The following is a 24,492-nucleotide window of genomic DNA, read 5'->3' on the forward strand; positions in this document are numbered from 1 at the left end:
GCGGTGGGAATTAGAAGGTGTTGCTGAGCTTGCGGGTGACCTGGGCCAGGGAGTCGTCGTCGCCAACGTTGCCGGCGAAGACGATGTAGGGGATGCCCTGGGCGGGTCCGTCCACCGGCTCCCAGAGCGAGACGATGCCCGGCAACATGGGACCGCGGACGATCGCGTGGCGGATTTCGAGGCCGTGGGCCGCGACGTCCGAGGAGGTGATGCCGCCCTTGGCGATGACGAACCGCGGCGGGAAGGTCTTCAGGGTGCGGTTGACCACGGCGACGACGGCGGCGGACACCGTGCGCGCGATCCGCAGGCTTTCGGCGGGGTCGTCGGTCTTGATGAGCAGCCGGCTGGTGTGGACGATGACGTCGCCGGCTTTGAGGGCACCGACCACGGCATCCACGGTGGCGTCCAGGTGTGCAACGGCTTCTGCTTCGGTGCCGAGGAGCTTTTCGACGTCGATCTCGATAATGCGCGCGGAGCTGTGTTCCGCGGTGAGGACGTTCAGCTGCCGGGTGGTGACACCGACGTGCGAGCCGACCACGATCAGGCCGCCCGCGTTGGAGGGGGTGTTGCCCTCGTAAGACTCCTCGGCGGTCAGCGGGCTGCGGACTTCCTGGCCGATGCGGCCGCGGACGAACGGCGGACCCACCCGGTAGAGGAGCTTCTTGCCGCGGCGTTCCGCTTCCTCCAGGCCCAGGGCGAGGGCGCGGAAATCGTTCTCGGTAACGATGTCCGCGACGATGGGCGTGGAGTTGGTGGCACCTTCCAGGGCGTCGGCGATGGCCTTGGCGGAGATGGCGGGATCCTGCGCCGACGAACCGGCACGGATGATGTTCAGGTCCAGGACGATGACCGAGTCCGCGGCGAAGCGGCCATGGGATTTTTCCTCCACGTAGTCAGCCATCACGGAGGTGCTGAAGCCGAAGCTCGCGTCCTTCGCGAATTCGGTCTCGGAGACCGGGACCAGCGTTCCGGCGGCCTCGCCGGTGCCGCGCATGTAGTGGACACCGCCGATGGTGAGCCGGCCGGCGTCGGGAAAGGCAGGAACCAGGACCACGCCGTCGGTCTTCCCTCCGCCGGCCTCCGCAACCGTGGCTGCAATGACGTCCGGTTCCAGCGGGTAGTGGCCGCGAAGGGTGGAGTCGCTGCGGCTGACGAACCCCAGCCGCAGGCCTGAATCGGCGCTTGCACCGGCGGCGGCCAGGGCGTTCCGGACCACTTCCCCGTTGCGGGCGGCCGCTTCGGCGGGATCGAGGCTGCGGGTGTTGGTCAGGACGTAGACCGCGGGCTTGGACTGGCTGAAGGCCCAGGTGAAGTCCTCGACGTCCCACTGGGTGAGGACCGGAAGATCGGCCACGGACTGGGTTCCGGTGGGGTCGTCGTCGAGCACTACCAGGACGCGGGGATCCTCCGCGTTGGAAGCGGCCAAGGCGTCCGCCACGAGGGCGGCGGGAATCGGGAAGTCCGCCGGATAGGCGGCCAGGACGTGGGCTTCAAGCGTCACAGTGCACTCCGTTGTGTAGCGATCCGGGCGGCGGACCGAAGAACTTATAGATCTGTAAGATGTCTGACATCTTGCATTTGAATGCTAGTGTGGCACACGGCATACAGGGACGCAAGTAGACTTGTCAGACATATCCGCCGGGTAAAGGCACAGGGCAGGAATCGGGGGAAGCATGGCACGGAAGTCGCTGGTCGGCGTGGTGGCGGACGATCTGCTGGACCGCATCATCGACGGCGAATTCCCGCCCGGGTCCACCGTTCCCGGCGAGCACGAGCTCAGCGCCCGGCACGAAGTCAGCCGGATGACCGTCCGCGAAGCCATGAAGACGCTTCAGGCCCAGCAGATCCTGAGCGTCGAACGCGGCCGCGGGACCTTCGTCAACCCGCTCAGCCGCTGGACCTCGCTGGAAGCGGTGCTCCGCGCGGCGTCGGAGGGCAAGAACGAGTCCGAGGCGTCCGTGCAGCTCATCGAGCTGCGCCGCATGCTGGAAACCGGCGCCTGCGAGCTGGCGGCCGGCCGCATCTCGGAAGCGGATACCGAGTCCCTCTTCGCCTACATTTCCGCCATGAAGGCCGCCCACGGCATCAACGACGTCGGCGCGTTCGTCGAAGCCGACCTCGCCTTCCACGACGTCATCCTGCGGGCGTCCGGCAACGTCTTCGTCTCAGTCCTGTTCGAACCCCTGCACCGGGTGCTGGAAAAACGCCGGGCCGAAACCTCGGCGGTGCCGGAAATCCAGGAGCACGCCATCGGGCACCACCAGAACATCGCCGAGGCTTTGAAGTCAGGGGACGCGGCGCGCTCCCGGGAAGCCATGGATGCGCACATGCAGCAGACACTGGACGACCTCAAGAACCTGGTGCTGCCTGCCAAGTAGCTGCTAGGCGGCGGGTGGGGCCGTGGTTCCGCGGACCACCAGCTCGGTGGCCACCTCCAGGGCAGCCGGCACGGCGCCCTGGCCATCCTGCTGGTCCAGCAGCATGCCCACAGCCATGGACGCCAGCTGTGCCTGCGGCTGCCGGACCGTGGTGAGCGGCGGGGACGTCAGCGCAGCCTGGGCGATGTCGTCGAACCCTACGATGCTCAGGTCCTCCGGCACGTGCAGCGAGCGCTGCGCAGCGGCGTTCATCACGCCCAGCGCCTGCAGGTCGCTGCCGGTGAAAATGGCGGTGGGCCGTTCCGGGAGGTCCAGCAGGTCCGCGCCCAGCCGCATGCCGGATTCGATGCTGAAGTCGCCGTCCCGCACCAGTTCCGGCAGGACCGGCAGGCCCGCCTCGTGCAGCGCCGCCGCGTAGGCCGCGTAGCGGGCCCGGCCGTGCCCTGGGCTGTGCTTCCGGCCGGTAATGATGCCGATCCGGCGGTGCCCCTGGGCCAGGAGATGCCCGACGGCGGCAAGCGCCCCGGAGAAGGAGGCAGGACTGACGCTGGGGATGGCCAGGCCCTCGGTCCCTTCGGGGTCGATGGCCACCGCCGGGATCCTCAGCGACCGGGCCAGCGCCACCAGGGGGGAACCGCTGCGCGGCGCCAGCAGCAGGACGCCGTCCAGCCGGTTCACTGATGGCTCACGCAGCTTCCGCCAGCGTTCGGCGGTGACGTGCGCGGCCCGCACGTAGGCGACTTCGTACCCCAGCCGGTCGGCGGCGGTTTCCACGCCTTCCATGGCGGCGAGCACCCAGGGGGAATCGAAGTTGTTGACCACCAACTGGAGCATCCCAGGCTGGACGGCGGAAGGGTTCCGCTTGGAATAGTCCAGCTCCTCCAGCGCCTGCTGGACTTTGGCGCGCGTTGCCTCGGAGACGTGGGTGCGGCCGTTGAGGACCTTGGACACGGTGGGCACCGAGACTCCCGCCACAGCCGCAACGTCGGCAATCCTGGGGCGCGGGGAGGCGGTCAACGGGGCAGTCCTTGGGGTCATGTGGTTGCGGCGGCGAGCTGCGGGCCGGTGCCCCGGCGAACGGGCGCCGTGTCCACGCGCACGGGTCCCACGATAACACTGCCGCCTTCCCGGGCTCCCAGCGGGGAGGCCGCAAAGATGCCCAGTTCGGCGCCGATCCACCGGCCCTGGACCACTCCGAAGTTCCACCCCTGGACCTCCCAGGGCTCCCCGGGGCCGGACCGCCAGGCGAAGGTGGAGCGGGGCGCCGCGTCGGTGCGGATCTGCAGTTCAATCCGCGGGCCCGGCAGGGGGACGCTCCGGCTCAGTGCGGTCTCCAGCGGCCCCTCTCCCCCCGTGCCGCTGCCCAGGACGTACCCGTCGGCCGTGCGGATGATGCCCAGCCAGGCGTACTCCTGGCCCAGCACCACCACGCCCGCCCGGGTTCCCGCCGGCACGTCCTGCAACTCCAGGGTGGTGGTGAACGTGGACGGAGTGCCGGGAAGGACCTGCGCCAGGATGTTGGGCAGTTCCCGGAGGTTCACGGGGTCGTTGGCCTGCGGCTGGAGGATCAGCCTGCCGCCGCCGGGCTGGAAGGACCAGGTGTGCCGCGGGTTGGCCTGCCAGTGCCACTGCGGCCCCAGCCACGGCGAGGAGAAGTCGTCGCTGGCCGGCGGCGCCACGTCCTGCGGCGAAGTACCCGCCGGGTAGGGATAGCTGGCAACCGGGGTGCCCGGGCCGCCGTCGGACGCCCGCTCCCCCATCCACGGCCAGCCGTCCGCGTCCCAGCCCATGGGCTGCAGGTGGACCACGCGCCCGTACGGGCCGCGGTCCTGGAAGTGCAGGAACCAGTCCTCTCCGCGCGGGCTGGTGACCCAGGCGCCCTGGTGCGGGCCGTTCACGGCGCTGCTTCCCTGCTCCAGGACCCGCCGCTCCTCGTACGGGCCGAACGGCGACCGGGACCGGAACACCGACTGCCAGCCGGTGGCCACACCGCCGGCCGGCGCGAAAATCCAGTACCAGCCGTCCCGCTTGTAGAACTTGGGTCCTTCCAGGGTGGTGTACCCCGGCAGGTCATCACCGTTGATGACGGTGGTGCCGTGGTCCAGCAGCTTTCCCGCGTCCCGGCTCATCCGGTGCACGGTGAGCCGGTTCTTGACCCCGATCCGGCTCTTCGCCCAGCCGTGGACCAGATAGGCCTGGCCGTCGTCGTCCCAGAGCGGGCACGGATCGATGAGCCCGCGGCCGGCGTAGAGAAGGTGCGGGGCGGTCCAGGGCCCCTCGGCCTTTTCGGCGCTCAGGACGAAAATGCCGTGGTCCGGGTCCGGGTAGAAGATCCAGAACCGTCCGTCGTGGTAGCGCAGCGCCGGCGCCCACACGCCCCCGCCGTGGCGGACCAGGGAATAGTGGCTGCCCTGCGGAAGCTGCAGGAGGGCGTGGCCCGCGTGCTCCCAGTCCACCAGGTTCCGGGACTTCAGGATCGGCAGCCCGGGAACCCGGTTGAAGCTGGACGCGACGAGGTAGTACATGCCGCGGACCTGGACGGCGTCGGGGTCCGGCCAGTCGGCGTTCAGGACCGGATTGGTGTACACGGGGACGGCGTTTCGGGAGGTCATGGTGTCCTGTCGGGATGTTTGGTCGTGTTGGCGGCGGGATGGTGCTCGAGCAGTCGAAGGGCCTGGTCCGGGGAGGTCACCCGGCCATCGTGGATCACGGCGTGGAGGACCTGGTGGAGCGGATGGGCGGCGTCGGCCACGGCTTTGCGGGACCACGCCACGGCTGGGCCCGCGCCCAGGTATTCCCCGGCGCGGATGAACCAGGGGCGCGCGGGAGTGCCCTGCGCCAGGACCACGGTGGCAGGGGCACCGCCGGTGACGGTGCTGATCGCCAGCCAGGGTGAGCGGGACCCGTGGGCAACGTCTTCCCCGGCACCGTCTGCGCACAAGACGGTGGTGTCCGAGCAGTCAGCGGGAAAACGCCAGAAGATTCCGCCGTATCCGGCGCCGGTGCGGCCCTTGACGGCCGACGACGAGACCTCCAGCGCGGGGATGCCGCCTGCGGGAACCATGACGGAGTCCAGCGAAAGGCTCCAGGTTCCGGGCACCGAGTGGGTGAAGGCCCGGACGGTGCGGCGCTCCCTGGCCAGGACCACCCCCTCTTCCGACACCCACAGGACGGTGCCCCCGGCCCCGGGCTCCTCCGCCGGTCCGCCTGCTCCTCCCATGCCATCCGTACCTGGCCAGGATTCCGCCAGCTGGCGGCCGTGGTTGGGCAGGACCACCGGCCCCCGGTCCGGCGTATAGGTGGAGCCGCCCCAGAAGTTGGTGCCGTTCAGGTCCGAGAAGGCGATGGAGAGGCCCAGGTGGTGTATGTGGTCCGCCGGCGCAACGTCCGTCAACACTGCGCCGGAGACGGTGCGCACCGGGTGGAAGTACGGCCGGGGAGCACTGTCGGCATCGAGGCCCGCGCCGCTGACCGGGGTGAACAGCTGCCCGGTGCATGCGTCAGTGGTTGCCATGGGCGCCTCCTTCCGTGGCGTTTCGGGTGGTGGAGAACAGCATAGGCAGACAGAAAAGAATCAGCAATAGATTCCGAAAGTTTCCGTCTACGGTTGGGTGTCAGTTTTGAAAAAAGTGTTGACAGTCACAGGTGGGCATTGTTAGAAATCGTTTACTCACTTCTTCCGATCACAACCGACCATGCTGCTTTGTTGAGCACTCGGATGTTGCGGTAACACATCGGAAGGCGGAAAGTTTTCCGAAACTTCAATTCAGGCACTCGCCCGGCGGGCGGCCACAGAGAGGCGTCATTCAATGAAGAAGACAGCAACCACGGGATTCTCCCGCCGGATTTTCCTCGGAGCGGCGGTCACGGCGGCAGGGTTCGCGCTCAGTGGCTGCGGCGGCGGCAACCCGCCCGCGGCAGGGGGTCCGGTGGAACTCAACTTCGTCTACTGGGGCGACTCAAACCGCGCCAAGATGACCGACGCCGCGATCAGGATCTTCGAAGAGAAGAACCCGGGCATCACCGTCAAGAGCGAGTACCAGGACAGCGGCCCCTACGCGGACAAGCTGGCCACCCGCTTCGCAGGCGGCAATCCGCCGGACGTCCTGGCCATGGCCAACCGCAGCCTCCTCGAATACGCCCAGCGTGGCACCCTCGCGGACCTCAAGACCCTCCCGGAACTGAACCTGGACAAGGTTCCGGACACCGTCCTCAGCCGCGGCGAAGTGGACGGCAAACTGTATGGACTCGCTACCGGGGTCACCACCATCGGCATGGTGGTCAACAAAGCCATCACGGACCAGGCAGGCGTCGCCATCCCGGACGACAAGACCTGGAGCTGGGACGACTACGCCAAATTCGCCACAGAGGTCACGCAGAAGACCGGCGGCAAGGTGTACGGCGCCGGCTATGACGTGTCCACGGAAACCGGTCCCATCCTCCTGGCCCGCCAGCGCGGCGAGGACTTCTACACCGAGGACAACAAGCTCGGTGTCAGCGAGGACACCATCCGCGAATGGTTCCAGTACAGCGTGGACCTCCGCAATGCCGGCGGCTACCCGCCCGCCGGATTCTTCGAACAGATCGGCGGCTCGGCGGCGCAGTCCTACCTGGCGAAGGGCACAGTGGCGTCACAGATCATCCCGATCAACAACTTCAAGGCCTACAACGAAGCCGCCGGCGGCAATGTGGTGCTGCTGCGCATGCCCGGTGAAACCACCGAAAAGCGGCGCGGATACTCCGCCGACCCCACCATGCTGTGGTCCATTGCCGCCAAATCCAAGCACCCCAAGGAAGCTGCCAAGCTCCTGGACTTCCTCACCAATGACAGCGACGGCGCAGCTGAAACGCTGACACAGCGGGGCGTACCCATCAACCCCGACGTTGCTGAGTCCATCACCGCCAAGCTCAGCCCGGGCGATACCGCGTTCGTCAACATGATGGCCGCCATCCAGGAGGACGAACTCCCGCCGGCCTACGTTTACCCGAAGGGTGCCAGCGTGGTTGCGGACACCCTCAAGCAGTTGGCCACCGAAGTGGAGTTCGGCCGGGTGACTCCTGCGGATGCCGCCAAGACCTTCATTGAGAAGAGCAATGCGGCAATCAACAAGTAACACCTGCCCCTCCACGAAAGGAGCCTGACCATGTCTGTGCTGACCAAACAGGCCCCCGGCGCGGCGGCCACCATCGCAGCAGGACCACCGGGCCGCAGGAAACAAGGCTCTCCGCGGCGCCGCAACCAGCGCTCGGGCTATTTGTTCCTGCTGCCGTGGTTCCTGGGCATGCTGTTCACCATCGTTCCGTTCTTCGCCTCGCTGTACCTGGCGTTCACGGACTACAACCTGTTCACCGAGCCCAACTTCGTGGGGCTGGCGAATTTCCAGGCCATGGCCGAGGACCCCCGGCTGGGACAATCGCTCAAGGTCACCTTCATCTATACGTTCGTCTCGGTCCCCATCTCACTGGCCGTGGCGCTGCTGATCGCACTGGTCCTCAACCGCGGACTGCAGGGTCTGGCCATCTACCGCTCCGTGTACTACCTGCCGTCGCTGCTGGGCGGGAGCGTGGCCATCGTCATGCTGTGGCGCTACATCTTCGGCAACGAGGGAATCATCAACGGGTTCCTGGGACTGTTCGGCATCGCGGGACCCGCCTGGGTCACCGATCCCAACTTCTCGCTGAGCACCCTGATCGTGCTGAACGTCTGGACCTTCGGCTCCCCCATGGTGATCTTCCTGGCCGGACTGCGGCAGGTCCCCACCATGTACTACGAGGCGGCCTCCATCGACGGCGCGTCCCGCTGGCGGCAGTTCCGCAGCATCACCATCCCGCTGATCAGCCCCATCATCTTCTTCAACCTCATCATGCAGCTCATTGGCTCCTTCCAGACCTTCACCCAGGGCTACGTCATGAGCGGCGGCACCGGCGGACCGGCCGACTCCACGCTGTTCTACAACCTGTACCTGTACCAGAAGGGCTTCACCGAGTTCGAGATGGGATACGCCTCCGCGATGGCCTGGCTGCTGCTGATGATCATCGCCATCTTTACGGCCATCAACTTCATCGCATCCAAGTTCTGGGTCTTCTACGACAACTAAGGCAACCCCATGGCACTCCTTGCATCACCCCCAAAGTCCACGCCCAAACCCGCCAAACAGGCCAAGCAGGCGGATCCCGAAGAAGCCCTCAGCGGAACACGCGGCACCCGGTTCTCCCGCCACCTGATCCTCTGCCTGGTGGGGCTGGTGATGATGTACCCGCTGCTGTGGCTGATCTCCAGCTCCTTCAAGCCCAGCAACGACATCTTCCGCCAGCTGGGACTGTGGCCGGAAAACTGGGACTTCAGCAATTACGCGGAAGGCTGGACCGCACTGAACCAGCCGTTCCACGTCTACCTGATCAACTCGATGGTCGTGGTGGTGTTTTCCATCATCGGCAACATCTTTTCCTGTGCGCTGGCCGCCTACGCCTTTGCCCGGATGGAGTTCACCGGCCGCAAACTGTTCTTCGCCCTGATGCTGGGAACGTTGATGCTCCCCGGGCACGTGCTCCTGGTGCCGCAGTACATCATCTTCTCCCAACTGGGCTGGCTGGACACCTACCTGCCGCTGATCGTGCCCAACTTCATGGCCACCAACGCGTTCTTCATCTTCCTCATGGTGCAGTTCATGAAGGCCCTCCCCAAGGAACTGGACGACGCAGCCCAGATTGACGGGTGCGGACCGTTCCGCACGTTCCTGAGGGTCATCCTGCCGCTGTGCGTTCCCGCCATGGCCACCACTGCGATCTTCACGTTCATCTCCACGTGGAACGAGTTCTTCGGACCGCTGCTCTACATCCAGAACCAGGACCTGTACACCGTCCCGCTGGCGCTGCGCGCCTTCATGGATTCAGAGGGGCAGAGCATGTGGGGACCCATGTTCGCCATGTCCGTGGTGTCCATCGCCCCCATCATCGGCTTCTTCATCGCCGGCCAAAAATACCTCATCAACGGCATCGCCACTACGGGCCTTAAGTAGCACGCGCCTGCCATAACACTGGGCCGTCCGAACGGCCCGGCACACTCTCCACGCATCGCCACAAACACCACTGCACGCGCCCGGGCTGGAGGCTGCCCCGGCACGTAAAACAAAGGAGTTTTGCATGAGTTTGCGTAGGTTCCTGGGCGCGGCAAGCGCCGTCGCCATCCTCTCCGGCCTGGCCCCTGTGCCGGCCATGGCGGCACCCCTCCCGGCCCCATCCCTGGCCCCCGCCGTCAACACCCCCTCCACCCTCTCCGGGGACAGGGGACCGGCCTGGAAGCAGAGACCGGACGGTTTCGCGTCACTGCCGGGCCACGGCCTGGACGGCACCACCGGCGGGCAGGCGGGCCGGATCGTCACCGCCACCACCATCGCCCAGCTGCAGGAGTTCGCCGCCGCGCCCGAGCCCCTGGTGATCTTCATCGACGGCACGCTCGAAGCCGCGCAGTACGTCAAAATCCCGGTTGCGGCCAACAAGAGCTTCATCGGTGTGGGGGCAGGGGCTGAGGTGGTCAACGCCGGATTCAAGCTCATCAACGTCTCCAACGTGATCTTCCGCAACTTCACAGTCCGGGATTCCTACATTCCAGGCGACTGGGACGGCAAGCGTCCGGACAATGACCGGGACGGCATCCAGCTGGACACCAGCCACCACGTCTGGGTGGACCACATGAAGTTCGAACGGATGGGTGACGGGCTCATCGACACCCGCAAGGACTCGGACTTCCTGACCTACTCGTGGAACATCTTCGCGGACAACAACAAGGCACTCGGCGTGGGGTGGACGCCCAATGCCGTCACCCGGATGACCATCCACCACAACTGGATCCGGAACACCACGCAGCGGAACTTCAGCCTGGACAACACCGCAGCCGCCCACGTCTACAACAACTACCTCCAGGACGTGGGGCAGTACGGCATGATGGGCCGCAACAGCGCCAAAGTGGTGCTGGAAGGGAACTACTTTACCGCCGTCCAGGACCCGATTGTGGCCAAGGATCCCGGCACCGAGATCGTGAACCGGGACAACATCTTCGACTCCACCCGCGGCCGCAAGGACAATGTGGGAACGGCCTTCGACCCCGCAGCCAACTACTCCTACACCAAGGACGAGGCGGCAGCGGTCCCGGGCATCGTCAGCAGCGGCGCCGGCCCCCGGGACAACAACGCCCGCAACACGACGACGGAGATCACCGTCGCCCTGGACGGCACCGGAGATTTCGGCAGCCTGCAGGCAGCGATCGGGTCCGTCCCCGCCGGCAGCACCCAGGCGCGCACCATTACCGTCAAGCCCGGCAACTACCGAGAGACGGTCAACGTCTGGGCGGACCGGCCCAACCTCACCATCCAGGGCGCCACCGCCAACCCGGCCGACGTCGTGATCAGCTACGACACGCCCGCCGGCGGCCAGAAGTTCTTCGGCGGCACGTGGGGAACCGCCGGAAGCCCCACCCTGACCGTCCACGCAGCTGATACGACGGTGCGGAACCTGACGGTCGAAAACTCTTACGACGAGGCGGCAAACGGCCCCAGCCAGGCGCTCGCCGTCCGCAGCATCGGGGACAGGGTGACGTTCGAGGGGACCCGGTTCCTCGGCAACCAGGACACCTATCTTGCAGATACCGCCGGCCGGGACGCCACCGCCAGGACCTACCTGAAGAACTGCTACATCGAAGGAGACGTGGACTTCCTGTACGGCCGCGGCACCGCCGTCTTCGATGGCTGCACCATCCACTCGCTGGACCGCGGCAGCACTACCAATAACGGCTACATCGTGGCGCCGAGCACCAAGAACTCCAACCCGTACGGCTTCCTGATCATCAACAGCACGCTCACCTCCGACGCCGCCCCGGGAACCGTCAGCCTCGGCCGGCCGTGGTTCGCCAGCAGTGATCCGGACGCCCTCCCGATGGCACTCATCCGTGATTCGGTGCTGGGCAACCACATCGCCGTGCAGGGCTGGGCTGACATGGGCGGCCATTCCTGGACCGAAGGCCGGTTCGCGGAGTACCGGAACACGGGGCCGGGCGCCTACGTGAACGGGTTCCACCCCCAGCTGTCCGATGCGGAAGCAGCCACGTTCACCCCCAACGCCTTCCTGGGCGGCTGGACTCCGACGGGACGTGGTTGAGATGGACGGGACCTTTCCCCAGGAAATCGGACGCCGCTCCCTGCTGGCGGCAGGCCTGGGCGCAGGATGCCTGGCGGCAACGGGGCTGTTCGCCCAGGGTGCGGTCGCGGCCGGGCCGATTCCCGCGGCGGCCCCGGGCGCCACGGGCTACGCCGACGCGGGCCTGCCCGTGGACCGTGCACAGGGCGGCAACGCGTGGGCGGCTGCGCCAGGGGGATTCGCCTGCGTCGCCGCGCACGGGCTGGCCGGAACGACGGGCGGAACGGGAGGGGCAGTGGTCCATGCCACCGCGCCCGGCCACCTGCGGGAGTTTGCGAAGTCCGCTGAGCCCCTGGTGGTCATCATCCAAGGGGAACTGGTGTTCCCGCAGTACGAGAAGCTGACGGTAACGGCCAACAAGTCCTTCCTGGGTGCCGGCGAAGGCGCCGCAGTGGTGAACGCCGGCTTCAAGCTGGTGAACATTTCCAACGTCATCTTCCGGAACTTCACCGTCCGGGATTCCTACATCCCCGGCGACTTCGTGGGGAAACGGCCGGACAACGACCGCGACGGGATCCAAATGGACACCTCGCACCACATCTGGGTGGACCACATGTACTTCACCCGGCTGGGCGACGGACTGGTGGACGTCCGCAAGGACTGCGACAACGTGACACTGTCCTGGAACGTGTTCGCGGACCACAACAAGGCACTCGGCGAGGGCTGGACCTCGAATGTGGTCACCCGGTTCACCCTGCACCACAACTGGATCCGGAACACCCACCAGCGCAACGCTTCCCTGGACAACACGGCAGCCTCCCACGTCTTCAACAACTACCTGGAGGACATTTCCAGTTACGGGATGCTGGGCCGCAACGCCGCCGTGCTGCTGGTGGAAAACAACTACTTCCGCGATGTCCGGAACCCGCTGCACCACCAGGGGCCGGGCGGCGAACTCGTGGCACGGGGCAACGTCTTTGCCGGCTGCACCGGCAACACCGGCACCAACCGCGGGGCGGGCTTCACTCCCGGATACCCCTACGCCCTCTCCCCCGGCCCGGCCGTGCCGGCCCTGGTCCAGGCGTTTGCCGGGCCCATCGGCGGCACGGTCCCCGCCCGGGCGGGCGTGATCACCGTGGCCCTGGACGGCAGCGGCGACTACGCCAGCATCAGGGCAGCGGTGGGGGCCGTCCCGGCCGGGAACGCCGCGCACGTGGAAGTGCGGCTGCGGCCGGGCACCTACCACGAGCCGGCCGTGCTGTGGGCGGACCGACGCAACATCACGCTGGCCGGCGCCACCGGAAACCCCGCGGACGTGGTGCTGACCAACAGTGAAGGCGTGACCCTGCTGGTGGCAGCGGACGGGGCAACCGTCAGGGACGTGACCGTAAGTTCCGACGTGCCGCAGAACGGTCCGGTGCTGAAGACCACGGGGCGCGGCGCCACCCTGGTCAACGTGAGGGTGCTCAACGGCACGTCCGCCTAGCATCCGCGGCCGTCCTGCGGCCCCGGGGGTATGGCCAGCCGCGGGTAGTCCCCACTAGTCTTCAGGAACGGCCCGCATCCGGGAGCAACGATGATCACAAGGAGCGAAGTTGTCCAATCACACGTACAGCATTTCTGAAATTGTCGGCACCTCCACCGAGGGTGTGGATGACGCCGTAAGGAACGGGATCGCCAAGGCGTCCCAGACCCTGCGGAACCTGGACTGGTTCGAAGTCAAGGAAATCCGCGGGCACCTGGAAGAGGGCAAGGTGGCTGACTGGCAGGTCACCATCAAGCTCGGGTTCAGGCTCGAGGACAAATAGCCGGAACTGCCGGTGCCAAAGGGCCGTGAACCAGGGGTTCACGGCCCTTTGTGCGCCTGCTGCCCGGAGGCGGCGCCGGCTTTAGTAGGCCTGGCCCGGCGACCTGCGGCGCCAGACTGTGGGAACGCCGTCGAACGCGGGAAAAACGTGCCCTTCGAAGAAGGAGAGCACGGTGTGGGGATCGTGGTCCGGGCTCCACAGGCCGGACACCGGGCAGTGGGATCCGGTGGCGGTGGAAGCGGCGCCGGCGGGGCCTGCCTGGCGCTCTTTCAGGAGTGCGATGCGTTTCATCGTTGAGACCATCCTTGGGGAAGAAGTTCGTACCCCCAGCCTAGGGAACGTGCACCCCGCGCTAAATGGATTTCTGGCCAATGTCGTCCGGTGCGTGTGGCCAAATGCACAGGAGCGCTAGGCCTCCGGCGCCGGTTCGGCAGGCAGGCGGCCGGAATGTTCCGCAGGATGGGCCGCCTCGCCCGCGGCGAGGCTGCCGAGGAGCGCCAGGGCGTCCGACGACGGCGAGACGGGTTTGGCGGAAAACACCCTGAGTTCCTGGTCGGGATCGTCCGGCAGGGCCAGGCTTTCGAAGTTCAGTTCCAGGTCCCCGACGGCGGGGTGGTGCAGCCGGACTATGCCGGCCGAGCGGCTCGCGACCCGGTGACCGGCCCACCATTGCCGGAAGTGTTCGCTGTTGACGGCCAGCTCCCCCACCAGCTGGTTTGCCTGGGGGTCGTTCGGGTGCCTCCCGACATCCACCCGGAGGGCCCCCGCCGCTTCCGCCGCCACCGATTTCCAGTCGCGGAACAGTTCCCGGGCCGCCGGGTCGAGGATCAGCCAGCGGGTCAGGTTCCGCTCCCCGGCCGGGAGGGCCCCGAAATCAGTGAAGAGGAGGCGGGCCATCCGGTTGGCGGCGAGCACGTCGCTGCGGCGGCCGAGCAGCAGGGCCGGCACGTCCCCCACCGCCTCGAGGAGCTGGCGCAGCGCGGGGCGCACTCCCTGTGCCTGCTGGCCTGACGGGCGCGGGCCGCCGGCACAGTTTTCGAGCAGGTCCATCATGTGCGCCTGCTCGCCGCTGTTCAGTCGCAGGGCCCGGGACACCGCGTCAAGGACGGCCCTGGAGGGGTGGATGTTGCGGCCCTGCTCCAGCCGGACGTAGTAGTCAGTGCTCACGCCGGCCAGCCGGGCCACCTCCTCACGCCGCAGCCCGGGCACCCGGCGGGATCCGGTGACGGAACCTGCTCCGGCATCTTCGGGGCTGAGCCGGGACCGCATGGCTTTGAGGAATTTTCCGAATTCGGCGCTTTGACCCATGGGGACCATTCTGCCCTCCGTCCCTGCACGGTCCTACAAACGAAGGTAGGACTTCCAGTCCTAGGACACACGGGATCACCGCTACCTGCTGACGGCCAGGCAAAAAGTGCATAGGCTCGAGGGTGAGCCAGCGGAAACCGCTTTCTCTTTGTCAGGCAGACGGCATCCACCCGGCGTCAGCACGCCGGTTCCAGCGCAAGCACGTCCAACCCAGCGCCGGCAGAACCACCAGCGCGAGCACATCCAAGGAGCATCATGTCAGAGCTGACACTGAACAACGGCGTCACCATCCCCCAGCTTGGCCTCGGAGTCTTCCAGGTGCCACCGGAAGACACCCAGCGGATCGTGGAGGACGCCTTCGAGGCCGGCTACCGTCATATCGATACTGCTGCCGGGTACCGCAACGAAGCCGGGGTGGGCGCAGCCATTGCAGCCACGGGCATCCCCCGCGAAGAAATCTTCGTCACCACCAAGTTGCGCAACGGTGAGCAGGGCAAAGCGCAGGAAGCTTTCCAGAACAGCCGGAAAGCCCTTGGCCTGGACTACGTTGACCTTTACCTCATCCACTGGCCGGTGCCGTCGCAGGGACTGTACGTCCAGGCCTGGAAGGAACTGGAGCGCCTCTACGAGAACAAGCAGATCCGGGCCATTGGCGTGTCCAACTTCCTGGCTGAGCACCTGGACACGCTGCTCGAATCGTCCGAAACCGTGCCGGCCGTGAACCAGATCGAACTGCACCCCAGCTACCAGCAGGCCGGCCTGGCGGCGAAGTGCCGCAGCCACGGCATCGAGGTGGAGGCCTACAGCCCGCTGGGCCAGGGCGGTGACCTCAACGGCAACGCCGTCACCGCCATCGCCAACGGGCACGGCGCCACCACCGCCCAGGTGGTACTGGCCTGGCACCTCGCCTCCGGCAACATCGTCATCCCCAAGACCGTTAACCCGGACCGCATGCGGGAGAACTTTGCCGCAGCCTCCCTCACCCTCACGGACAGCGAACTGGCCGCGCTCACCGCTCTGGAGTCCGGCGCCCGCATCGGCTCGGATCCCGCCGTCGCCTCCTTCACCCAGATGTAAGTCCGGACAGTCAATCCCGGACAGCGCCGAACCCTGAAAGGACCACCCCATGCAGTACACCCACCTTGGCCGCTCCGGCCTGCAGGTTTCCCGCCTGTGCCTCGGCACCATGAACTTCGGCCCGCAAACCGAAGAAGCCGACGCGCACAGCATCATGGACTCCGCCCATGACCATGGCATCAACTTCTTCGATACCGCCAACGTGTACGGCGGAGCCGGGCACCGCGGCTGGACCGAGGAGATCATCGGCCGCTGGTTCGCCAAGGGCGGCGAGCGCCGCGAGCACACGGTGCTGGCCACCAAGCTCTACGGCACCATGACGGACCGGCCCAACGAATCCAAGCTCTCCGCACTGAACATCCGGCGCGCCCTGGATGCCAGCCTCAAGCGGCTGCAGACGGACTACATCGACCTTTACCAGTTCCACCACATCGACCGGAACACCCCGTGGGACGAGATCTGGCAGGCCATCGACGTGGCCGTCCAGCAGGGCAAGATCCTCTACTCCGGCAGCAGCAACTTTGCCGGCTGGCATATTGCGCAGGCCCAGGAAGCCGCCCACCGGCGCAACTACACCGGCCTGGTCAGCGAGCAGTCCATCTACAACCTGTTCATGCGCCAGGTCGAGCTTGAAGTGATCCCCGCCGCGCAGCAGTACGGGCTGGGACTCATCCCGTGGTCTCCGCTCCAGGGCGGGCTTCTGGGCGGGGTGCTCAAGAAGGAGCGCGACGGCGTCCGCCGCACCGAGGGCCGGGCCGCCGAAACGCTCAAGAAGCACCAGGACCAGATCCGCCAGTACGAGGACTTCGCCGATGAACTGGGCCACGAGCCCGGGGACGTAGCCCTCGCCTGGCTGCTGCACCAGCCCGCCGTGACGGCACCGATCGTGGGCCCGCGGACCCAGGAGCAGCTGGACGCGGCGGTCCGGGCCCTGGACGTCACCCTCGACGCGGATGCACTCAAGCGGCTGGACGACATCTTCCCGGGGCACAGGACCGCACCGGAAGACTACGCGTGGTGACCCTCCACCCCGCTGCCGATACGGTGGCACCGCGAAACATCCTCTTCATTGGCGGCACCGGGGTTATCAGCGCGGCGGCGGCTGAACGCGCCGTCGCGCTGGGCCACCGGTTGACCGTCCTGAACAGGGGCCAGTCCACCCGCCCGGTCCCGGACGGGGCCGAGATCCTGCATGCGGATATACGGGATGCCGGCTCCGTCCGCGAGGTGCTCGGCGGGAGGGAGTTCGACGCCGTTGCGGACTTTATCTCGTACACCCCGGACCAGGCGCAGGCAGGGCTCGAGCTGTTCCGCGGCCGGACCGGGCAGTACGTGTTCATCAGTTCCGCGTCGGCCTACCAGAAGCCACCCACCCGGCTGCCCATCCTGGAGTCCACGCCGCTGAAGAACCCGTTCTGGCAGTACTCCAGGGACAAGATCGCCTGCGAAGAACTTCTGTTCAAGGCCTACCGGGAGGACGACTTCCCGGTCACCGTTATCCGGCCGTCCCACACCTATGACCGGACCAAAATCGCCATGGTGGGCGGCTGGACGGACATCCACCGGATGCGCGCCGGCCTGCCGGTCATGGTCCACGGCGACGGGACCTCGCTGTGGACGCTGACCCACAGTAAGGATTTCGCAAAGGCGTTCGTTGGCCTGCTCGGCAGGCCGCGGGCGGTAGGCGAAAGCTACACGATCACCTCTGACGAGTACCTCCCGTGGAACCAGGTCTACCGACTGTTCGCCCGCGCCGCCGGAGTGCCGGAGCCGGAACTGGTGCACGTGGCCTCGGAAACCATCGCGGCCCACAGCCAGGAACTCGGGCCCAATCTGCTGGGCGACCGGTCGCATTCGGTGGTGTTCGACAACACCAAAATCAAGTCCCTGGTCCCGGACTACGCCGCCACCATCCCGTTCGCGGACGGTGCCCGCGAGATCGTGCAGTGGCACGACAGCAATCCGGAACTGCAGAAGGTGGACGAAACCTACATGCAACTCTCGGACAAGCTCACTACGTGGGCCCGGGCCGGAGCCTGACCCCGTAGGCCGCCGCCCCGAAATCGCTGGAACGGTGCGGGGACGCTGATCCGGTTCAGCGTCCCCGCACCGTTCCAGCGTCGGCGAGCCGTAGTTTCTACAACGTTCTAAATACCCTGTGGCGGGGGCAAAAACAAGCCTTGCGCCTGCCCCTCCCCCACCCCTAGATTTCTGGGGAAGCGTTTTCCCACTTTTAGATTGAAAGGATTCACTGATGAATCCCTCCAAGGCATCCGCACGACTCCTGTCGGTTGCAACTCTCGGCCTGGCACTTACGGTGGGCTGCCTCGCAGCGCCGGCGTCCGCCGTCGGGCCCTCCCCCTCGAAGCCAGGCGCCCCGGGCATCCAGCTCGACTACCTGGACCGCGGACTGGTGGCCGCCAAGACATCCGAAGGCGTGTTCCTCAGCTGGCGCCTGCTGGGCAACGAAGCCACCGGGTCCTCCGCCACCGGACTCACCGGCACGGACTTCAACGTGTACCGGGACGGGCAGAAGCTGGCGACAGTTACGGACAGCACCAACTACCAGGACCCCGCCGGGACCGCCGCGTCGACGTACCAGGTGCGGGCCGTCGTCGGCGGCGCAGAACTGGACGAAAGCGCAACGGCAACCCCCTGGGGCGGCAACTCAAAGGACATCCCGCTGAAGAAGCCGGCGGACGGCGTGACCCCCGCGGGCCAGGCCTACACGTACTCAGCCAATGACACCTCCGTAGGCGACGTGGACGGCGACGGCCAGTATGAGTTCATCGTGAAATGGGACCCGAACAACTCCAAGGACGTCTCGCAGGTGGGCTACACCGGCAATACGTACGTGGACACCTACAAGGCCGACGGCACGCTGCTGAACCGGATCGACCTGGGCGTCAATATCCGCTCCGGGGCGCACTACACCCAGATGCTGGTCAACGACTTCGACGGCGATGGCCGCGCTGAGCTGATGATGAAGACCGCGCCGGGCACCAAGACCACCAACTACAACGCGGACGGCAGCGTGGCCGCGGAGTCGTTCATCACGATGCTGCAGAAGGACCTCAACGCCGGGTACTCGAACAGCGACGACTACCGGATGAGCGCGGCGGACTACTACCGGCACATGGTGAAGACCTTCCAGGGCTGGACGGAACACCCCGAGGTGAAGGCCGGAAACTGGCCGGCCACCCTCGAAGAAGCCTTCGGCATCGCTCCGAAGTACAAGTACCCGCTGTCCCAGGCCGACGCCGAGGCGCTGACCGACTACTTCATGGACGTCTACGCCCCGTCACGCAGCGCCCGGAACAACCTTCGCGCGTTCGAAGGCTTCATCGTCTCCGGCCCCGAGTACCTGACCGTCTTCGAAGGGGCCACGGGCAAGGAACTGAAGACCGTCGCCTACCAGCCGGGCCGGACCGACGACGGCATGATGTGGGGCGATTACGCCATGGCCCGCATCGAACCGGGTAACCGCGTGGACCGCTTCCTCGCCGGTGTCGCCTATGTGGATGGGAAGAAGCCCGCCGCCGTGTTCGCCCGCGGCTATTACACCCGCACCACCCTGGCCACCTACACCTGGGACGGCAGCAACCTCACCCCGGTTTGGAACGTGGACTCGGGCTGGACACCCATGACCAACCCGTTCAACGATTCCCCGCATGGCCGCGACGGCACGGACCCCACGTACGGCAAGCTGACCACCCAGGGCTTCCACTCCCTGAGCGCCGCGGACGTTGACGGCGACGGCAAGCAGGAGATCGTCTACGGTTCGGCAACGCTCGACGACGACGGCTCGCTTCTGTACAGCTCCTTCGACACGCTGCCGGCCGGCAGCGCCGCCCCGGGGACCGAAGCGAGGCTGGGCCACGGCGACGCCATGCACGTGGCCGACATCGACCCCCAGCGCCCCGGCAAGGAGATCTTCACTGTCCACGAGGGCGCCACATACGCGCCGTACGGCTACGCGATGCGCGACGCCGCCACCGGGGAGGTGCTGTTCGGCGCGTACTCCGGCAAGGACACCGGCCGCGGCATGATCGGCGACGTCGATCCGTCCGTTCCCGGACTGGAGAACTGGGCCATCGGGATGCAGGCGGCAGACGGCACCAAACTCTCCACCACCGCCCCGGGCACCAACATGAGCATCCGGTGGGCGGCGGACATGACCACGCAGGTCATCAACGGTTCAGGTGACCAGACGCCCACCATCGATGACTGGAAGCGCGGCCGGCTGCTGACCGCCGAGGGCACGCGGACCAACAACGGCACCAAGGGCACCCCCGGGCTGGTGGCGGACATCCTGGGCGACTGGCGCGAAGAAATGGTGGTCCGAACCGCGGACAGCTCCGCCCTGCGGATCTACCTCAGCACCGAGGTGACCAACCACAAGCTCTACACCCTGATGCACGATCCCCAGTACCGTGCCGAGGTGGCCCGGCAGAACACCACCTACAACCAGCCGTCCTACACCGACTTCTACCTGGCCTCAGACATGGACTTCGGCAACGTTCCCCTGCGCGCCGCCTGGCTTCCCGGCAGCGTCAAGGCCCTCCAGCACTCCGTCGAGGACCTGGTGGACACGGGCGATCTTGCCGGCCCGGTGGCCAGCCAGCTGACCGCCGCGGTCCAGCAGGCACAAAAGGCCGTGGAAGGCCGCGACGCCCCTGCGGCAGGACAGGCCGTCCAGCGCTTCCTGAAGTTCCTGGGCCAGCAGAAGAACCCTGACAAGGTATCCGATACTGCACGGGCCGTGCTGACCCATAACGCCGGCACTATCCTCCGCGCGTTCGGTGCCTGAGGCAGACTGGTGACATGACACTGGCACCGCGCATCACGCTCAATGACGGACACTCCATCCCGCAAGTGGGCCTGGGCACCTGGCCGCTGGACGACGACCAGGCGGCGGCCGCCGTCGTCCATGCCGTTGAAGCCGGGTTCCGGCACATCGACACGGCAGTCAAATATGGCAATGAACGCGGCGTGGGCCATGGCATCAGGGCGAGCGGCGCTGAACGCGCCGACCTGTTCGTCACCACCAAGCTCGACGGGCAGTTCCAGGGGAATGACAGGGCAGTGGAAGGACTGGAGGGGTCGCTGCGTCGCCTTGGCTTGGACTACGTCGACCTGTTGCTCATCCACTGGCCGCTGCCTTCGCGGGGCGAGTACGTTTCCACCTGGAAGACTTTCGAACGGCTCCAGGCAGAGGGAAAAGTCCGCTCGATTGGGGTGTCGAACTTCAAGCCGGCACACCTGGAACGGCTTATGGCGGAAACGGACGTAGTGCCCGCCGTCAACCAGATCCAGCTGACCCCTGCCGTCACCCGCACGGCGGAGCGGGAGTTCCACGCGCGGCACGGCATTGTGACGGAGTCCTACAGCCCGCTGGGTGGTTCCGGGGCGGGCATCCTGGACGCCCCGGTCCTGGCCCGGTTGGCCGGGAAGCATGGCCGGACTCCGGGACAAGTGGTGCTGCGCTGGCACGTTCAAAACGGATTGGTAACGATTCCGAAAACGGCGAACCCGGAGCGGATGAGGGAGAACCTGGACATCTTCGATTTCGAGCTTGACCCGCAGGATCTCGCGGAATTGGCGGCCCTCGACGAAGGGCCGGGCGCCGGAAACGACTCGGACGTCACCGGGCACTGAACGGGGCCTGAGCAGCCATCATTCGCATCTCCGGGGTTGGCAAATCGATAGTAAGCATGATTACTATTGGGGCAGAGGATGAACTGCCTCCGGGATCCGGGGGCGTCCTTACTTAGGAAGAGGAGCGAAAAATGGGATTTATTGCATTTCTGATTCTCGGACTTATTGCCGGCGCAATCGCTAAGGCGATTCTTCCAGGTCGGCAGGGTGGCGGCTGGATCATCACCATGGTGCTCGGCGTCGTAGGCGCCCTCCTTGGCGGATGGATCGGCTCGGCCATCTTCGGCGGCGGACTGCAGGAGTTCTTCTCGCTGCAGACCTGGCTGCTGGCGATTCTCGGATCGCTGATCGTCCTGGCGATCTACGGCATGGTCACTAAGAGCAGCGCGCGCCGCTAAAGCAGCGGAACGCCAGGGAGCCGGCCTGGGGATACTCTCCCCGGGCCGGTTCTCATTTTCCCGGCCAGCCCGCTTCCGGGTGCGCCGACCTTTGGAAACCTTCTCACGGAGCAGGAGTTCACCTTGAAAAACAAGCTTCTTTTGGGTGTTGGAATCGCAGTGGGCTACGTCCTTGGATCTCGTTCCGGAAGGGCAGCCTACGACAAACTGAAGGCACGCGCCGCCGGAGTATGGGACAGCAAGCCCGTGCAGGACAAGGTGAGTGTTGCCACCGAAACCATCAAGGAGAAGGCCCCGGATGTGGCCGACCACCTGACCGAAGCGGCACGCCGCGCCGGAACGGTCATCGGGTCCGCAATGCACCGCGACGCCTCCGATTCCACAGCCAGCGCCAAGCCCTCCGCGTCCGACGCCGGCACCACAGGAAGTGCCACCGGGACCGACGGGGACCATATTCCGGCCCACAGTACCCACCCGGAGACCACCAACCTGGGAACGACCAGTGATGGCGGTCCCAAGAACTGACCTGCCGAGCACGTGGCCCCGTCAGCTTCCCATCTGTGACAAGGGGAAATGCCGTTCCTTGTGCTAGAACTGATTCGCTTTGCCGGCCGTTGCGATCCTTGGGGGACGCGACGGCCGGCAACGTGTTTAACGGCTACCCGCTGAGCGGGATGACCGGAAGTCCTTCAAGGGAAACGTCCACAGGTGCACCCACTACGTGGGCGGTGATGCCTTCCACGCGCAGCTCGTCCAGGAGCACCCGCAGCATGGCGTCTCCCATTGCCCGCGGCAAATCCCCCTTGGTGTCCGTCCAGACCATCGGGCCGCGGGGCGTCACGTAGACATCGGAGATGAAGTTCGGTGTGTACGGTATGTCCCACGTCGTGGCCGCCTGTTCCTCAGCTTCCCGCTGCTCCCGCGGCATTTCCCTGCCAAACTCGTCAATGTCGTAGAAGCGCAGGGCAGCCCTGCCCAGGGCAGCGGCGGCTTTCCTGTCGTCATTGCTCAGCACAAGGAACGACGGGGACGTCTCCCACCCCTCGCCCAGCACCGCCGGCCACTTCGCGCCTTGACGGTCGAAAAAGTCCCGCTCGGCCGTCACCGTGGGAGGTTCTGTTGACGGCGGAGGCTGGGTAGGCGCCGGGGCTCGCGACGAGACCGGGACTTCGCGGGCAGAGCCATCCGCTGCTGCAGCCGGCGTTGCAGGAACTGCGTGACGGGCGTCCTTCGAGGCAGCAGAGTCCGGCCCCAGGGAGGAGCAACCCGCCGCAGCCAGGGAAAGCAACACTGCCAGGGAGGCGGCCGCCGCAGCGCCCCTGCGCCGGAGTACGGCCATGCCTACGGTCGGGCGTCCGGCCATTGTGACGGGTCATAGCCGTTGATGCCCGGCACACGCCTCACCGGAGGTTCGTCCGCGTCACCGGCGTCATTGTGCTGTGGCACGCCACCCTCCGGTGACACGCCGGACCTTGATGGCACGTCAGACCTTGCTGACCTGGCACTTTCCTGTGCCTGATCATTGTCCCCGGAGACATCAGCGCCCTGCCGGTCGGCAGCGTCTTTCGGGCCGCTTCCATGGCCGGCGACGGCGCTCTCCGCCTCCAGGTCTTTGTCGTCCCTGCGGTCTCTCCGGCCCCGCTGGCTTCCCGCCATTCCAACTCCCCCATCGTTGACGAGGGTCCGGCTGCTTGAACCACTAGGGAAACCCTAGACCCATGGCGCCGCACCAACCGCTGGATTGCCTCAAGAAAGATGCAATTTCTCCCGAGCTCAATGCCTGGCGCTCCGACTCCCCACAACGACGGTCCCGTCGAGATCGTCCGCGTGCACCGTATGTACATTCAGCCCCGCCGCAGCCAGCAACCCGGCTGTCCCGGCTGCCTGCTGCACGCTGGTTTCAATCAGCACATGGGCCGCCGGCGCCAACCATGGCTGTGCGCCGGCAGCAATGCGGCGGTGCATATCGAGGCCGTCGGCACCGCCATCAAGCGATATCCGCGGTTCATGGATGCGGGCTTCCGGCGGCATGGTCCTGATCGCGTCGGTCGGCACATACGGGGCATTCACCACGAGCACGCGGACCCGTCCCTGGAGCCGAAGCGGAAGTGCGTCAAAGAGGTCACCTTCATAAACGAAGCCACCCACGGGTTCCAGGTTCTGCCGGGCACATGCCGCAGCGCGGGGATCGATGTCCGTGGCATGCAGTTCGATGCGTGGGAACCTCCCCAGCAGGGCCGCGCCTACCGCCCCGGAACCGCAGCACAGGTCGACCACCACGTCGCGGGACGACACCCCACCCTCGTCGCCTAAAGCTCCAGGGCCAGCAGGAATCAACCCGCAGGCAAGCCTGACCAGAAGTTCAGTCCGCCGGCGTGGCACGAAGACGCCCGGCCGGATGGCAATCTGTGCGCCGGCGAACTCAGCCCACCCCAGGATGTATTCCAAGGGAATCCCGCTGGCACGCCGCTGCACGCACTGGGCCAGGTCGGCCCCGCCGGCGGCATGCCGGATGAGGAGCACGGCCTCCTCCTCGGCAAAAACACACCCGGCGGAGCGGAGCGCGCTGACCGTGTCGGCGAGCACCGTTCCAGGCACCGCTTCGGCACCAGGAGAGCGCCGTACTGGACCGTCGAGGCCGTCGGTGCCGCTGCCGGGTGACGGGGAGGAGCAGGAGGCAAAGGTTGACATGGAACCCCTTGTCCGGAGGGTGGCGGTGCCCCGTCAAGCGGG

At 66.5% G+C, this 24,492-nt stretch carries 22 protein-coding genes; 14 read left to right on the forward strand and 8 right to left on the reverse strand.

Features of this window, described 5'->3' with window-relative positions; translation table 11 throughout:
- Window positions 1–10: 10 nt before the first annotated feature.
- A complete protein-coding gene (locus tag AS031_RS10585; protein WP_058268128.1) occupies window positions 11–1,501 on the reverse strand; it encodes a four-carbon acid sugar kinase family protein in 1,491 nt (496 codons plus the stop codon).
- 172 nt (window positions 1,502–1,673) lie between these two features.
- Between AS031_RS10585 and AS031_RS10590 the strand changes: the two genes are divergently transcribed.
- A complete protein-coding gene (locus tag AS031_RS10590; protein ID WP_058268129.1) occupies window positions 1,674–2,378 on the forward strand; it encodes a FadR/GntR family transcriptional regulator in 705 nt (234 codons plus the stop codon).
- Between the two features lie 3 nt (window positions 2,379–2,381).
- Here AS031_RS10590 and AS031_RS10595 read toward each other — a convergent pair whose 3' ends face one another.
- From AS031_RS10595 to AS031_RS10605, 3 genes are read right to left on the reverse strand one after another with little or no spacing between them, the layout of a single operon-like run.
- On the reverse strand, window positions 2,382–3,395 hold the full coding sequence (locus AS031_RS10595; protein ID WP_228379615.1) for a LacI family DNA-binding transcriptional regulator: 1,014 nt from the start codon (window positions 3,393–3,395) through the stop codon (window positions 2,382–2,384).
- Window positions 3,396–3,412: 17 nt separating this feature from the next.
- On the reverse strand, window positions 3,413–4,990 hold the full coding sequence (locus AS031_RS10600) for a glycoside hydrolase family 43 protein (protein WP_058268131.1): 1,578 nt from the start codon (window positions 4,988–4,990) through the stop codon (window positions 3,413–3,415).
- Complete coding sequence (locus AS031_RS10605; protein ID WP_058268132.1) at window positions 4,987–5,892, reverse strand: DUF6807 family protein; 906 nt, start codon at window positions 5,890–5,892, stop codon at window positions 4,987–4,989. Before AS031_RS10605 ends, AS031_RS10600 begins: the two co-directional genes overlap by 4 nt.
- A 295-nt stretch (window positions 5,893–6,187) precedes the next feature.
- Between AS031_RS10605 and AS031_RS10610 the strand changes: the two genes are divergently transcribed.
- From AS031_RS10610 to AS031_RS10635, 6 genes are all read left to right on the forward strand, one after another.
- On the forward strand, window positions 6,188–7,492 hold the full coding sequence (locus tag AS031_RS10610; RefSeq protein WP_058268133.1) for an ABC transporter substrate-binding protein: 1,305 nt from the start codon (window positions 6,188–6,190) through the stop codon (window positions 7,490–7,492).
- A 30-nt stretch (window positions 7,493–7,522) separates the two neighbouring features.
- Window positions 7,523–8,476 (forward strand): carbohydrate ABC transporter permease, encoded by a 954-nt coding sequence (locus tag AS031_RS10615; protein ID WP_058268134.1) that lies wholly within the window; start codon window positions 7,523–7,525, stop codon window positions 8,474–8,476.
- A gap of 9 nt (window positions 8,477–8,485) precedes the next feature.
- Window positions 8,486–9,397 carry a carbohydrate ABC transporter permease gene (locus tag AS031_RS10620; RefSeq protein ID WP_058268135.1) on the forward strand — a complete coding sequence of 304 codons (912 nt, stop codon included), beginning with the start codon at window positions 8,486–8,488 and terminating at the stop codon, window positions 9,395–9,397.
- A 124-nt stretch (window positions 9,398–9,521) separates the two neighbouring features.
- On the forward strand, window positions 9,522–11,531 hold the full coding sequence (locus AS031_RS10625; protein WP_058268136.1) for a pectinesterase family protein: 2,010 nt from the start codon (window positions 9,522–9,524) through the stop codon (window positions 11,529–11,531).
- Window position 11,532: 1 nt separating this feature from the next.
- Window positions 11,533–12,996 carry a pectate lyase family protein gene (locus AS031_RS10630; RefSeq protein WP_058268137.1) on the forward strand — a complete coding sequence of 488 codons (1,464 nt, stop codon included), beginning with the start codon at window positions 11,533–11,535 and terminating at the stop codon, window positions 12,994–12,996.
- Window positions 12,997–13,105: 109 nt separating this feature from the next.
- A complete protein-coding gene (locus AS031_RS10635; protein WP_058268138.1) occupies window positions 13,106–13,318 on the forward strand; it encodes a dodecin in 213 nt (70 codons plus the stop codon).
- 81 nt (window positions 13,319–13,399) lie between these two features.
- On the opposite strand, the gene AS031_RS10640 is transcribed toward AS031_RS10635, so the two are convergent.
- On the reverse strand, window positions 13,400–13,609 hold the full coding sequence (locus AS031_RS10640; protein ID WP_058268139.1) for a hypothetical protein: 210 nt from the start codon (window positions 13,607–13,609) through the stop codon (window positions 13,400–13,402).
- A gap of 117 nt (window positions 13,610–13,726) precedes the next feature.
- Window positions 13,727–14,626, reverse strand: coding sequence for a helix-turn-helix domain-containing protein (locus AS031_RS10645; RefSeq protein ID WP_058268463.1), 900 nt, complete (start codon window positions 14,624–14,626; stop codon window positions 13,727–13,729).
- A 255-nt stretch (window positions 14,627–14,881) separates the two neighbouring features.
- Between AS031_RS10645 and AS031_RS10650 the strand changes: the two genes are divergently transcribed.
- From AS031_RS10650 to AS031_RS10680, 7 genes are all read left to right on the forward strand, one after another.
- Complete coding sequence (locus tag AS031_RS10650; protein ID WP_058268140.1) at window positions 14,882–15,703, forward strand: aldo/keto reductase; 822 nt, start codon at window positions 14,882–14,884, stop codon at window positions 15,701–15,703.
- A gap of 49 nt (window positions 15,704–15,752) precedes the next feature.
- Complete coding sequence (locus AS031_RS10655; protein ID WP_058268141.1) at window positions 15,753–16,724, forward strand: aldo/keto reductase; 972 nt, start codon at window positions 15,753–15,755, stop codon at window positions 16,722–16,724.
- Window positions 16,721–17,743 carry an NAD-dependent epimerase/dehydratase family protein gene (locus AS031_RS10660; RefSeq protein ID WP_058268464.1) on the forward strand — a complete coding sequence of 341 codons (1,023 nt, stop codon included), beginning with the start codon at window positions 16,721–16,723 and terminating at the stop codon, window positions 17,741–17,743. The genes AS031_RS10655 and AS031_RS10660 overlap by 4 nt, the downstream gene beginning before the upstream one ends.
- A 214-nt stretch (window positions 17,744–17,957) precedes the next feature.
- A complete protein-coding gene (locus tag AS031_RS10665; RefSeq protein ID WP_058268142.1) occupies window positions 17,958–20,513 on the forward strand; it encodes a rhamnogalacturonan lyase in 2,556 nt (851 codons plus the stop codon).
- A 14-nt stretch (window positions 20,514–20,527) separates the two neighbouring features.
- Window positions 20,528–21,361 (forward strand): aldo/keto reductase, encoded by an 834-nt coding sequence (locus tag AS031_RS10670; protein ID WP_058268143.1) that lies wholly within the window; start codon window positions 20,528–20,530, stop codon window positions 21,359–21,361.
- A gap of 131 nt (window positions 21,362–21,492) precedes the next feature.
- Window positions 21,493–21,759: a GlsB/YeaQ/YmgE family stress response membrane protein gene (locus AS031_RS10675; protein WP_058268144.1), complete on the forward strand. Its 267-nt coding sequence runs from the start codon at window positions 21,493–21,495 to the stop codon at window positions 21,757–21,759.
- A 123-nt stretch (window positions 21,760–21,882) separates the two neighbouring features.
- Window positions 21,883–22,284 carry a hypothetical protein gene (locus tag AS031_RS10680; RefSeq protein ID WP_058268145.1) on the forward strand — a complete coding sequence of 134 codons (402 nt, stop codon included), beginning with the start codon at window positions 21,883–21,885 and terminating at the stop codon, window positions 22,282–22,284.
- A gap of 133 nt (window positions 22,285–22,417) precedes the next feature.
- Here the strand turns inward: AS031_RS10680 and AS031_RS10685 are convergent, their stop codons facing one another.
- Together AS031_RS10685 and AS031_RS10690 are read right to left on the reverse strand one after the other, a co-directional pair.
- Window positions 22,418–22,864 (reverse strand): hypothetical protein, encoded by a 447-nt coding sequence (locus AS031_RS10685; RefSeq protein WP_058268146.1) that lies wholly within the window; start codon window positions 22,862–22,864, stop codon window positions 22,418–22,420.
- A gap of 668 nt (window positions 22,865–23,532) precedes the next feature.
- Window positions 23,533–24,450, reverse strand: a complete 918-nt coding sequence (locus AS031_RS10690; protein WP_082641991.1) for a putative protein N(5)-glutamine methyltransferase — start codon at window positions 24,448–24,450, stop codon at window positions 23,533–23,535.
- Window positions 24,451–24,492: the final 42 nt, after the last annotated feature.

Source organism: Pseudarthrobacter enclensis (assembly GCF_001457025.1).
Lineage (GTDB): Bacteria > Actinomycetota > Actinomycetes > Actinomycetales > Micrococcaceae > Arthrobacter > Arthrobacter enclensis.

Bases quoted from the DNA above. Each gene is read 5' to 3' on its own strand.
- AS031_RS10590 (WP_058268129.1), top strand. From the start codon at position 1,674: ATGGCACGGAAGTCGCTGGTCGGCGTGGTGGCGGACGATCTGCTGGAC.
- AS031_RS10600 (WP_058268131.1), bottom strand. From the start codon at position 4,990: ATGACCTCCCGAAACGCCGTCCCCGTGTACACCAATCCGGTCCTGAAC.
- AS031_RS10605 (WP_058268132.1), bottom strand. From the start codon at position 5,892: ATGGCAACCACTGACGCATGCACCGGGCAGCTGTTCACCCCGGTCAGC.
- AS031_RS10610 (WP_058268133.1), top strand. From the start codon at position 6,188: ATGAAGAAGACAGCAACCACGGGATTCTCCCGCCGGATTTTCCTCGGA.
- AS031_RS10615 (WP_058268134.1), top strand. From the start codon at position 7,523: ATGTCTGTGCTGACCAAACAGGCCCCCGGCGCGGCGGCCACCATCGCA.
- AS031_RS10620 (WP_058268135.1), top strand. From the start codon at position 8,486: ATGGCACTCCTTGCATCACCCCCAAAGTCCACGCCCAAACCCGCCAAA.
- AS031_RS10625 (WP_058268136.1), top strand. From the start codon at position 9,522: ATGAGTTTGCGTAGGTTCCTGGGCGCGGCAAGCGCCGTCGCCATCCTC.
- AS031_RS10630 (WP_058268137.1), top strand. From the start codon at position 11,533: ATGGACGGGACCTTTCCCCAGGAAATCGGACGCCGCTCCCTGCTGGCG.
- AS031_RS10640 (WP_058268139.1), bottom strand. From the start codon at position 13,609: ATGAAACGCATCGCACTCCTGAAAGAGCGCCAGGCAGGCCCCGCCGGC.
- AS031_RS10645 (WP_058268463.1), bottom strand. From the start codon at position 14,626: ATGGGTCAAAGCGCCGAATTCGGAAAATTCCTCAAAGCCATGCGGTCC.
- AS031_RS10650 (WP_058268140.1), top strand. From the start codon at position 14,882: ATGTCAGAGCTGACACTGAACAACGGCGTCACCATCCCCCAGCTTGGC.
- AS031_RS10655 (WP_058268141.1), top strand. From the start codon at position 15,753: ATGCAGTACACCCACCTTGGCCGCTCCGGCCTGCAGGTTTCCCGCCTG.
- AS031_RS10665 (WP_058268142.1), top strand. From the start codon at position 17,958: ATGAATCCCTCCAAGGCATCCGCACGACTCCTGTCGGTTGCAACTCTC.
- AS031_RS10670 (WP_058268143.1), top strand. From the start codon at position 20,528: ATGACACTGGCACCGCGCATCACGCTCAATGACGGACACTCCATCCCG.
- AS031_RS10675 (WP_058268144.1), top strand. From the start codon at position 21,493: ATGGGATTTATTGCATTTCTGATTCTCGGACTTATTGCCGGCGCAATC.
- AS031_RS10690 (WP_082641991.1), bottom strand. From the start codon at position 24,450: ATGTCAACCTTTGCCTCCTGCTCCTCCCCGTCACCCGGCAGCGGCACC.